This window comes from Comamonas sp. w2-DMI, assembly GCF_040187735.1.
Taxonomy (GTDB): Bacteria; Pseudomonadota; Gammaproteobacteria; order Burkholderiales; family Burkholderiaceae_C; genus Comamonas; species Comamonas terrae.
The window spans coordinates 1-10788 of record NZ_JBANEL010000054.1 but is presented as its reverse complement, the minus strand read 5'-3'; the positions used below and the strand labels follow the sequence as shown (position 1 = coordinate 10788).

Below are 10788 nucleotides of genomic sequence, written 5' to 3'. Positions count from 1 at the left end.
GCATTCCGCAAGAACGATGCCGAGCGCGTGCGCGAGCACCTGTACGCATTCGGGCAATCCGTGCTGCACACCGAAATGCAACGCCTGCTTGGCCGCGCATCAACAAGGATTAATTCATGAGCATCAAACAAGAGACCTGCCGCCGACTGGGCCTGCCATGCGATGGTGTTGCGATCACGCACTTGACGGCGGGGCAACTGGCCACGGCCCTGCGCGCCTTCAAGGCCTGCGAGGCGCTCACTGAGCGTGGAGCCCGTGGCATCGACGCGGCGCTGATCGAAGTCATGGCCGAAGCAATAGCGGGCATCACCGGCGCGGAACCTGCCTGTTGCCGCGCGGGCGGAGCGGCGGGCGGGGGCGGCTGCGGCTCGACCTCCGCGTCGAGGAAGTCATCACCGAGGTGCGGCTGGAGTTCAGCCGTCATCGCAAGGAGGCCAAGAACCATCACGCATTCGCCGAGATTCGAAACCGCTGCGTGCGGCGGGGCTTGATACCGCCCTCGCACAACACGTTGCGAAGCCGCTTCGCCGGCGTTCCGGCGCGTGAGCGCGTCGGCCTGAAGTACGGAAAGAAGGTGGCTCGTGAGCGATACGAGCATATCCGAGGCAAGACGCCCGAAACGACGTTTCCACTTGAGCGTATCCAGATCGACCACACGCTCGTCGACGTGGTCTGCGCGAGCGCTTTCGACCGTGAGCATGTCGGCCGTCCCTGGATCACTATCGCGCTCGACGAATGCACCCGAGCCGTCCTCGCGTTCGTGCTGACCTGGGAATATCCAAACGCCTCGACCGTCGCTCAGTGCATGACGCGGGTGATGACGCCCAAGGATGAGTGGCTGGAGCGCGTCGGCGTTCCACTCCCATGGCCGATGTATGGCACGCCCAATAGCGTCTATCTCGACAACGCAGCTGAGTTTTGGTCACGCGCCCTGTTCTATGGGTGCAGGGAATACGGCATCGCGCCGCCCGAGCATCGCCCGCCAGGGCTGGTCCATTTCGGCGGCATCATTGAACGCTTCATGGGCACGGCGATGGACCAGATGCGGCTGCTCCCCGCAGCAACCGCCCGTGATCGCGGCTTCGACTAGGTCAAGACCCGCAATCCGAACGAGGCGGCCGAGATGACCCTCGATGAGCTAGAGGTCTGGATGCTCGAGTTCATCTGCGGCCAGTATCACGTCCGGCCGCACAGCACGACCAAGCAGCGCCCGGATCTGGCCTGGGAGCGCGGCATCTATGGCACCGAGAAGCGTGCAGGCGCCGGCCTCCCGCCGATCATCGCTGACAAGCAGAAGCTCTATCTCGACTTCGCCGACATCGAAGACCGGACGATCGAGCGCTACGGCATGCGCTGGGACAATATCGAATACTGGGACGAGGTGTTGCGGCCGTTCCTGGACGCTGGAGAGCAACGCAAGTTCGTCGTCCGCCGAAACCCCTACGACGCCTCACGCATCTACTTCCTCCACCCAATCGAGGGGACCTATTGCGAGCTGCGCTGCGAGCAGATTACCCTTCCCAACGTGTCGGTGTGGGAGTTCAACGAGACCCGCAAGCGGTTGGTCGCCCAAATCGGCGACAAGCCGGACATGGCGACCATCATGGCGTCAATGGAGCGCCAACGCCTGCTGGAGCAGGACGCACAGAACGCGAAGAAGCGACACAGGAGTCGCTTGAAGCAGGAGCGTCGGCGGGTCGGCGAACAAGTCACCGCCGAACTCACGCCGCATGCGCCCATCTCCGAAGACGCACCGCCAGCGCCGCAGGCTCCGGTTCGTCGCGACATCTTTTATGAGATCGACGAATGATCCTCATCTCGCAGGACCGCCGCCTCACCAAGGCCGCCCGCGAGGCGCTTGAGGCGGACAACACCGCCCAGCGGCTCAACCTGATCCGGCAGAAAGTCTTCATCCGCTACGCCGCCGCCGATGCGATCACCGAGCGGCTTCAGGAGGCGCTGGAGGATTATCCGACCGAAGGCGACAGCCACATCCTGATCTGGGGGCCGTCGGGCATCGGCAAAAGCCAAATCGTCAAGCGCTTCGCCAAGTTGCAGAACCTCCCGGACGATCCGAGGGCGTCCAAGGCCAACGTCCCGGTGCTGGTCGTGAGCATGGGGCCGACCGGTTCTGCCCGAGGGCTGCTGGTGCGGATCCTTGGGCAACTCAACGCGCCCTACGGCAAGAGCGCGAGCACCGACACCCTTTATCCTGACGTCCTCAGACTGCTCCGAACCAGCGGGGTCAAGATCCTGGTCATCGACGAATTGCATCACATCGAGAAGGGCAATCGCAAACAACGCGAAGAGGCGCTGGCGACAATCAAGCTGCTCGGCAATGACCTCGGCATCACCATCGTCGGGTGCGGCACGATCGCCGCGCTGCGCACGCTTCGGTGGGACCCGCAGATCGAGCGCCGGTTCGAGCCGCATCGACTCGAGGTCTGGGGTCATAACGAACAGACCTATGGCCTGCTCAACAGCCTGGAGACCTGTCTGCCGCTTCGCCACGCTTCCGGGCTTTCCGATGACAAGATCGCGACCTGGATTATCAACGAGTCGGAGGGGACCACGCGCGAGATCGCCTATCTGGTGCGCCGCGCCGCCCTGATGGCCATCCGCTCAGAGAAAGAGCGCATTGATCTTCCGCTGCTGCGCTCGCTGAACCATGTGAGGCCATCGGTTCGGCGGCAGCGGGAGGACGTCCTCCTCAGAGCCGCCTCGCTGCCGCCGCTCTGAGATGTCGGACCTGCGTCTGTGGCCTTGGCGTCCCCGCCCGCAGGCCGACGAACTGCTCTCTAGTTGGCTGCGGCGGATCGCGCTCGGCAACTCCGCCAAGCTGCATAGCTTTTGTCACGCCGTCTGGCCCGGGCTGCAGATCTGGAATCGCGACATCGACGGGCTGGCGCCGCCTCGGCTCATGGAGGGGCTGGTCGCGCATACCGGGGTCGATGCGCAGGTCGCGGAGTTGACGACCTTCCGGCCCTGGGTCGGCACGTTGTTCGAAGAGGTCCGGGTCACGGGGGCGACCCAGTGGCTGCTGCCCGTGGGCATTCATCACCGCACCCGCCGGCGGCCGGGCCAGCAGTGGTGCCCCCTCTGCCTGACCGAGGACGCCGAGCCCTACTATCGGCGTCGCTGGCGCCTGGCGATCGCCAGCACCTGTCCTCGCCACGGCTTGGTGCTGGCCGACAGCTGCCATGACTGCGGCGCGCCCGCGGTCCCTCATCGGGGCGCCGATCCCTGGTGCCACATCTGCACCGCCGATCGGCGCGACCACCCGGTGATGGCGGCCGAGAGCCAGGCGCTACAGTTCGAGTTTCGGCTCAGCGAAATGCTCGCGCCCGACGTCGTCCCGCGGACCGACTTGGAGGCCATTCACCCGCTGGCCTATTTCGGCCTGGTTCGTCAGGTGATGACCGTGCTCAGCGGCGGCGAGCGGTCGCAGGGTCTGCGCGACGAGGTCGCGCGCAGTTGGGGCGGTGATCCCGCGCCCTACGCCGCCAAGCAGATCGAGACCGCTTCGGCCGCTGATCGACATCGACTATCAGGCCTCACCGCCCGGGCGATGCGCGGGTGGCCGTGGCTGTTTGTGGGCCACTGCGCCGACGCCCGGGTCTGGAAGTCCTGGGCGTTTGCGGACCGGCGCTATGGCCGATCACCGTTCGCCTATGCCGATCCAGTGATCCGTTACCTGACGCCCTGACGGCGGTCGCCTGTTCGTCGCTGGGTGTTGGATGCGTTGCCGCTGCGCCACGGTGAGTCTTCATTAACGCGACGCCTTTCATCATGAATCTCAAACAGTTGCGACGCTACTCTCGCGCGGGCTTTTTGCTACCAAATTGGCGTTTATGTTTGCCATAGTCGGCCGTTCATGCGACATTTCTTCATATAAGGTTGCCCGGAAGCCATTATCGGTTGCCGGGCTTTTCGACTCGAAGGACCGCATCATGACCAAGCCCATGCTCCAGCCGAGTCAGCTCGGTGAAACTTCCACGTGGAAGTCGCCAATGTGCCACGGCGTCATTGCTGCCTTTTTGCTCGCCCGATCCCCATCGTGGAAGTCGCTGCGGAGGCCGACGCCATGGTGACGGTGTTCGGCATTCTGAATCTCACCGAGGACTCCTTCTTCGATGAGAGCCGGCGGCTAGACCCCGCCGGCGCTGTCACCGCGGCGATCGAAATGCTGCGAGTCGGATCAGACGTCGTGGATGTCGGACCGGCCGCCAGCCATCCGGACGCGAGGCCTGTATCGCCGGCCGATGAGATCAGACGTATTGCGCCGCTCTTAGACGCCCTGTCCGATCAGATGCACCGTGTTTCAATCGACAGCTTCCAACCGGAAACCCAGCGCTATGCGCTCAAGCGCGGCGTGGGCTACCTGAACGATATCCAAGGATTTCCTGACCCTGCGCTCTATCCCGATATTGCTGAGGCGGACTGCAGGCTGGTGGTTATGCACTCAGCGCAGCGGGATGGCATCGCCACCCGCACCGGTCACCTTCGACCCGAAGACGCGCTCGACGAGATTGTGCGGTTCTTCGAGGCGCGGGTTTCCGCCTTGCGACGGAGCGGGGTCGCTGCCGACCGGCTCATCCTCGATCCGGGGATGGGATTTTTCTTGAGCCCCGCACCGGAAACATCGCTGCACGTGCTGTCGAACCTTCAAAAGCTGAAGTCGGCGTTGGGGCTTCCGCTATTGGTCTCGGTGTCGCGGAAATCCTTCTTGGGCGCCACCGTTGGCCTTCCTGTAAAGGATCTGGGTCCAGCGAGCCTTGCGGCGGAACTTCACGCGATCGGCAATGGCGCTGACTACGTCCGCACCCACGCGCCTGGAGATCTGCGAAGCGCAATCACCTTCTCGGAAACCCTCGCGAAATTTCGCAGTCGCGACGCCAGAGACCGAGGGTTAGATCATGCCTAGCATTCACCTTCCGGCCGCCCGCTAGCGGACCTGGTCAGGTTCCGCGAAGGTGGGCGCAGACATGCTGGGCTCGTCAGGATCAAACTGCACTATGAGGCGGCGGTTCATACCGCGCCAGGGGAGCGAATGGACAGCGAGGAGCCTCCGAACGTTCGGGTCGCCTGCTCGGGTGATATCGACGAGGTTGTGCGGCTGATGCACGACGCTGCGGCGTGGATGTCCGCCAAGGGAACGCCCGCCTGGGACGTCGCGCGGATCGACCGGACATTCGCGGAGACCTTCGTCCTGAGATCCGAGCTCCTAGTCGCGAGTTGCAGCGACGGCATCCATGTCTCGACGATGCCAGCGGAGTGCTTAAGCTACTCCTAGCGCATTGGGCGCTGGGACGGGGCGGGGGTGCATAGCCATGCACCGGCGGATAAGCGTGCGCGCGGCTCGCTCCACCGATTTGGCTAGGGGAGCGCGGTGCTGCGCCAGCTTTCTAGAATGTCGCTTACTTCGCGGCTGACAATTAACCGCGCCTCGGCGCGAGCCATACCGGAGATCGCCAAAAGTCGATCGTAGTCGGTAAGTTGGTGGCGGGCGAAGGTTGAGGCCACAATGCCGACGACCTTGCCTAGCGAGGCTTCTGTCCACCGTTTGGCCAGAATCCGTTCGATGAGGATCTCGCGGTATTCCGGCGGGCAGCGAGCTTGATGTTTGCGAAAATGTCGCTCGACCGTCCGCCGGGTGAATAATGTGCCTTGCTGCATGCGATGCCTCCAAGGAGACGCTCGCATCGGCCTACGCCAAAAGGGGTCGCATGAGGTGCTTGGGGGCCGCCAAAAGGGTAGCTCAGCGACATGCCTTCCGATGTTGCCGTCAGCTAATCGCCAACCTTGGGGGGCGGCAGTTCGTTCGGCGTTCCCCACGACAATAGCCAGGCTTTCACAGCCTCGTGGCTGATAGTCCGGCCTGCCTCAATGTCGGCAATGCCCTCGGCGGTCGCTTCCTGGTCGTCGTCAAAGTTGTCGGCTTGGGAGTTCACGCAGTCCAACTACCACAACACCCGACCGCCCGGCCACACCGGTCCGACGCCTACGCCTTTACGGCCACACGGTGTAATGGAGGAGAGAGAGCCAACACATGCGCCAGCGCGAATGGCTTGGCGGCGGTCCGCAGGATTTCAGTCGCCGCCTCGTAGGCTTCAGACGGGACCACTCGGTCCGGAGGCGTTGCGGCGGGACCCCTAGTGTGCGCCCTTCACAGACCCTGAGGAGCGCACCGCTCGCCTTCTTGCTGCCCATCGCGATAGCGGGGACATCACAACTGAGCAAACTCAGGGACGCCCAGTGTTGCGGCGGGACATCCACTTCTGCGTTTTTACAGCTGCGCGCCGGCGGGCATCGCAACAGCCATGCGAACGCCGGTGTCGTACCCGCCATCGCTTTCGCGCAGAACAACCGTGGTGAAGTGCGCTTCGAGTCGGGCCATGGCCAGGTGGCTTGCACCGTGCTGTCCAACGGCAAGCCGGGCTACGGCGTGCCGATGGTGGCCTGCGTGTCTCTGCGCGGCCGCGAGCAGGGCCTTGCAGCGGAGCTGGGCGGCAGCGTAGCGGCCACACTGCGTACCAGCGGCGGCGGCGCGGACAAGCCCCATGTGCTGGCCCCCGACTTCGAGGCGCATTTCCGCTACGACTGGAACGACCCCGGCCCCGGCGACTGGTCGCACTGGCGGGTGCGGCGGCTGATGCCGACGGAGTGCGAGCGGCTGCAAGGCATGCCCGATGACTACACGCTGATCCCCTACCGCGGCAAGCCCGCCGCGGATGCGCCGCGCTACAAAGCAATCGGCAACTCCATGGCCGTCCCGTGCATGGCATGGCTGGGCCAGCGCCTGGTGCAGTGCCTGCACAAGACGGGCTCGACCGCTTCGGATTGATCGGCGACGCAGCCTGCGGGCCGCGCCATTCTCCCTCCTGCATTGCCGACGTATCGGCAGCAGCCCGCAGCCAGGGTGTCAAGGCTGCCGTGGGTTCCCCCCGCGCCACCCGCCAGTTCGCCTCGGCATCTCACCGGCGAACGCTGCCCACCGGGGCATCGATGCCTCTTTTCTCCAACCCACGGGATGGCCGCCACGTCCCGTCAGGGGCATGTCGCCACCCGGTCGATTTCAGGACTTCCCATGGACAACATCACCAAGCAAGACCGCATCACGCTGAAGAACCTCAAGGTGGCAGATTTCGCCAGCGAGGAAACGATGTGCTTCAGCGCCACCGTCGTGTTCGACGGCACTCCCATCGCCGAGGCCCGCAACGACGGCCACGGCGGCTCGACGTTCCTGCGTGCGCTCAGCGGCAAGGTGGCGCTGCTGGCGCAGGCCGAAGCCTTCGCCAAGGGCCTGCCGCCTGCGCCGCTCCACCTCGGCCAGGAGGGCGAAGACCCTCACTACATCGACATGACGCTCGACTTCCTGGTCGATGAGCTGGCCGATGCCATGCACGCGGAACGCAAGGTGCGCGCCGCGTTCAACCGCGACATCGGCAACAAGGTGCTGTTCGTCAAGGACGGCAAACTGCTGTTCATCAAGGGCATCAAGCTCAAGGCCATTGCCGACCGCGCGGCGTACTTTGCAAAGCTGCGCAGCCGGCAGGCCCAGTCCATCGTCATCCTCGCCGAGCTTCCGCCCGAGCAGGCATTCGACCTGTGGAAGCAGCATGTCCTGGGCGACAAGCCCGACTGACCCAGCGCCACCGCACCCTCCTGACAGCCCCGCACTCGATGCGGGGTTTCTTTTTTCTGCACCCATCAATCGGGGCTGGGCCGGATGCCGTTTTCCCACTGACGCCGAGCGGCCCTCGCACGAAGCTGCCCGCATGTTCGCTGATTCGTCAGCACATGCCAGCAGCCAGGGTTCCAGGCTGCCGCGGGGTTCTCTCCGCGCGACCCACCAGTCCGCATCGCATCGAGTCTGCGGACGCGCGTCCTCGTGACGTCGATGCCTTTTTTCAACCGCATGCGGGAGCTGCCATCCCGTGAGGGACAAGGCCCCGCTTTTCAAAGGAGCCCGTCCATGTCCCAGCAAGCCTCTTTCGGCCAAACCTTCGGGCAATTGGCCTCGACCTACTGCGGCAAGTTCCTGCCGCTCGAAGTCCTGCAAAGCGCCGCCGGTCACTACATCGGCACGCGCGATACCGAGGGTCCCGTTTCGCGGGAATCCCGCGAGTACTTCCGCAGCTACGCCGCGGCTCAACGTGCCCTCGAAAGAGGCGGCTGGACCCAGCTCGCCACGCCCTGATCCAACTGGAGGAATCACGTCATGAACCAGCTACTGCCACGGGAAGTCGTCGATCAGATCATGCGGGAAGAGCAGCATTTCGCTGCCGCGCCCCAAGCCTTCTTCGAGGCCTGGAAGCGCGGTGTCGAGATCGCCGGCCCGCAATGGTTCGGCGACGGCACCCGCGAAGGTCTGAACCAGGCCAAGAGCAAGTGGGACCTGCGTCCCAACCTGCTGCGTGCCAACGACGCCCTCGGCGTCCTGAGCAGCGGGGAACGCATGTTCCTCTCTGCCATGTTCAGCTTCTACAACGCGCGCGAGGGCGGTGCCATGCTCAAGCGCTGCCACTTCCACGGGCTGTCGGATTTCGACGGTCTCGATCTGGAACGCCGCACGGTCATCGCCGACCTGCTGTTGAACTACAGCGGCTGGTGAGTTGCCCCGGGGTACATCACCTCCGCTGCCTTCACTCCCCATGAGGGACATGCGCCTCGACCCGAGGCCATGTCCCTCGCATTTTTCGACCTTGCCCAGTGCCGTCCGGCCTTGGGCTTCTCCCATGCGGATGCCATCGTCCGCACGGGCTGGCTCCGCTCACTTCTCGAAAGGAGCCACCATGGCAAACAACTACTACGAAGGCACCGGCGTGCTCGTGCTCGACCGCGTGACGCCCGTCATCAAGGCGCTATTCGGCACCTTCGCGCTGGACGAAAGCCATCCCGGCAACGGACAGGCCTATATCGCCCAAGGCACGGAGACCAACGATCCCCAGTGGAGCGATGTGCTGGACGGTCTGGAAGACCTGGCCACGCAACTCGGTATCCCCACTCCTGACGATGAAGGGTTGTCGATTCCGCCTCTGCTTGAACGGCTGGCCGCGCACTTCGGTGCTGACCAGGACTGGGAGCTGGAGAACCTGATCGAGCACCACCAATTCGAGGACAGCGCCGACCTGGAAGCCTTGCTTCTGATCGCCTCCCGCTTCGACGACGGCCATCATCTGACCGCCATCCAGTTCGAGGGCTGCTGGTATTGCAGCAAGCCAAGGCTATTCGAGTTCGGCGGTAACGGCTGCTACCTGAGCCGCGAGGTCCAGGTCTTCAGAACGTCCTCGCAGGCGCTTCAACTCGGCGATCAACTGCGCAACACCATTCTGGCCGCCGACATCGAAGAGGCCTCGGCCTTGATCGCGCTGGAAGCCGCCAACCTGCTCGCCAGCATCAACGACGAGCAATTCCGCCTGAATGTGCGCCATCGCGTCGCCGAACGGCTGGCCCAGACGCCAACGATCAGCGCCACCTGACGCATTTTCCACTTTCAACCCACCGGGTCCAATTCCCGGTGGCGGGGATTGGCTCCATTATTCAATCTGGAGAGTTCCCATGTCCCAGAAACCCAATCCCTTTCTTCGCGGCTATTGGAATCTGAAAATCGTCCGCACGCTGTGCATCAGCTACGAGGACGGAAGCCCGCATGTCTGGCGAAGCATCCACGCGAGCCAACAGCACCTCTCCGACGAGGAGCTGATTTCATCGTCCTGCATCGTCACCAGCGATTTCGCCGTGGTCAGGAATGCTCCCGAACCCGTGAGTGCCGAGGTACTGGCCGAATGTGACGTCGGTGAAGGTGTCAGCGGCGAAGGCGTGATCGGCGCCGTGGTCTATGCCATCCATGGCGACGACTTCGACGGCCGCCCAATCCACGTCGGCGACACCTATTCGGCAGAGGCGGCGCGGGAAGTCGTGCAGCGCCTGAGTTTCGAGACCGGCTACTACAGTCGATGCTGGGAAATCAGCAGCGCACACATCAGCGAGGAAACCGGCCAATACCTAGCCAACCTGGCAGACCTCGCCACGCCGGAGGCCTTCCTGTTCATCGCGTTCCGGGTGCCGTACAGCCCGGCGATTGGCGTCAAGCTGATCTCCACGCCCTGGACGGACAAGAACCTGGAGCATGCCGAAGGCATCGGTGCGAATCAGCTTCGGCAGGAACATCGAAACAAGGGTATGCCGGACGACCTGGCGAACATCCTTGAACTGGCTGGCCAGGCCGATGTGCGCATCCTGATCCTCGACGCCGACGCACCCGTGCTGCTGGGCCTGCCGCTGGCCGAGTCTTAGCAGCCGCGCGACACGCCAGCCTTCCTCTTTGTTCCCCCATACCAGCCCGTCTCCCCGCTAGGGGCCGGGCTGGTTCATTTCACAGGAGCACCCTCATGTTCCCCGACCTCATCCCGCCCGCACTCGACTTCGAGCACCAGCTTGGAGCCTGCGTCAACGCCATGAGCCAGGACGACGCCATCGGCCAGATCCTGGTGTTCGAGCGCATGCGTGGCACGCTGCACATGCGCCATATCGCCAGCGCCGACCTGGTGGACACCGACGTGGACGACTACGAAATGGTCGTGTTCGACGGTGGCAACACCAGCGGCGATACATGGAAGCATGTCTTCTTCCCGCGTCAGCGCGAGCACTACTTCGTTTACGAAGCCTGACCCCCCAAGCCCCTTCCGAGGGGCTTTTTCTTGCCCGCAGCGAAGGAAAGCGGATGCGGCGCGGTGCGGTTTCCTACGGGCGGACCGCTCACTCCAGGGCCATTCTTGCCCCATG

14 protein-coding genes are annotated in these 10788 nt (G+C 64.0%); 12 read left to right on the top strand and 2 right to left on the bottom strand.

Translation table 11 applies throughout. The features are described 5' to 3' along the window. Positions 1–328 precede the first annotated feature (328 nt). The 5 genes from V8Z74_RS25645 to sul1 all read left to right on the top strand — a co-directional run bounded on the left by V8Z74_RS25645 (position 329) and on the right by sul1 (position 4924). On the top strand, positions 329–1090 hold the full coding sequence (locus V8Z74_RS25645) for a TnsB C-terminal domain-containing protein (protein ID WP_032072922.1): 762 nt from the start codon (positions 329–331) through the stop codon (positions 1088–1090). A gap of 33 nt (positions 1091–1123) precedes the next feature. Continuing rightward, positions 1124–1810, top strand: coding sequence for a Mu transposase C-terminal domain-containing protein (locus V8Z74_RS25640; RefSeq protein ID WP_016479967.1), 687 nt, complete (start codon positions 1124–1126; stop codon positions 1808–1810). Then, the gene (locus V8Z74_RS25635; RefSeq protein ID WP_015460531.1) at positions 1807–2739 is read left to right on the top strand and encodes a TniB family NTP-binding protein; all 933 of its coding nucleotides are present in this window, start codon (positions 1807–1809) and stop codon (positions 2737–2739) included. Before V8Z74_RS25640 ends, V8Z74_RS25635 begins: the two co-directional genes overlap by 4 nt. Before the next feature lies 1 nt (position 2740). After that, on the top strand, positions 2741–3706 hold the full coding sequence (locus V8Z74_RS25630) for a TniQ family protein (protein ID WP_015460530.1): 966 nt from the start codon (positions 2741–2743) through the stop codon (positions 3704–3706). Between the two features lie 378 nt (positions 3707–4084). Further along, on the top strand, positions 4085–4924 hold the full coding sequence (gene sul1 / locus V8Z74_RS25620) for a sulfonamide-resistant dihydropteroate synthase Sul1 (protein ID WP_000259031.1): 840 nt from the start codon (positions 4085–4087) through the stop codon (positions 4922–4924). A 452-nt stretch (positions 4925–5376) separates the two neighbouring features. Here sul1 and V8Z74_RS25610 read toward each other — a convergent pair whose 3' ends face one another. Both V8Z74_RS25610 and V8Z74_RS25605 read right to left on the bottom strand, forming a co-directional pair. Beyond that, the gene (locus V8Z74_RS25610) at positions 5377–5676 is read right to left on the bottom strand and encodes a DUF2293 domain-containing protein (protein WP_001183923.1); all 300 of its coding nucleotides are present in this window, start codon (positions 5674–5676) and stop codon (positions 5377–5379) included. 113 nt (positions 5677–5789) lie between these two features. Further along, positions 5790–5951 carry a hypothetical protein gene (locus tag V8Z74_RS25605; protein ID WP_001088011.1) on the bottom strand — a complete coding sequence of 54 codons (162 nt, stop codon included), beginning with the start codon at positions 5949–5951 and terminating at the stop codon, positions 5790–5792. 464 nt (positions 5952–6415) lie between these two features. Here V8Z74_RS25605 and V8Z74_RS25600 point away from each other — a divergent pair, with 464 nt between their 5' ends. From V8Z74_RS25600 to V8Z74_RS25570, 7 genes are all read left to right on the top strand, one after another. Further along, the gene (locus tag V8Z74_RS25600; protein WP_000950469.1) at positions 6416–6844 is read left to right on the top strand and encodes a DNA cytosine methyltransferase; all 429 of its coding nucleotides are present in this window, start codon (positions 6416–6418) and stop codon (positions 6842–6844) included. A 243-nt stretch (positions 6845–7087) separates the two neighbouring features. Beyond that, positions 7088–7645 (top strand): hypothetical protein, encoded by a 558-nt coding sequence (locus V8Z74_RS25595; RefSeq protein ID WP_349712190.1) that lies wholly within the window; start codon positions 7088–7090, stop codon positions 7643–7645. Between the two features lie 330 nt (positions 7646–7975). Then, positions 7976–8200 carry a hypothetical protein gene (locus V8Z74_RS25590; protein ID WP_087535297.1) on the top strand — a complete coding sequence of 75 codons (225 nt, stop codon included), beginning with the start codon at positions 7976–7978 and terminating at the stop codon, positions 8198–8200. Between the two features lie 21 nt (positions 8201–8221). After that, complete coding sequence (locus tag V8Z74_RS25585; RefSeq protein WP_087535298.1) at positions 8222–8614, top strand: hypothetical protein; 393 nt, start codon at positions 8222–8224, stop codon at positions 8612–8614. A 181-nt stretch (positions 8615–8795) separates the two neighbouring features. Next, the gene (locus V8Z74_RS25580; protein WP_087535299.1) at positions 8796–9482 is read left to right on the top strand and encodes a hypothetical protein; all 687 of its coding nucleotides are present in this window, start codon (positions 8796–8798) and stop codon (positions 9480–9482) included. Positions 9483–9561: 79 nt separating this feature from the next. Then, positions 9562–10299, top strand: a complete 738-nt coding sequence (locus V8Z74_RS25575; RefSeq protein ID WP_087535300.1) for a DUF5983 family protein — start codon at positions 9562–9564, stop codon at positions 10297–10299. A gap of 95 nt (positions 10300–10394) precedes the next feature. Continuing rightward, positions 10395–10673, top strand: a complete 279-nt coding sequence (locus tag V8Z74_RS25570) for a uridylate kinase (protein WP_087535301.1) — start codon at positions 10395–10397, stop codon at positions 10671–10673. The last annotated feature ends 115 nt before the right edge of the window (positions 10674–10788 follow it).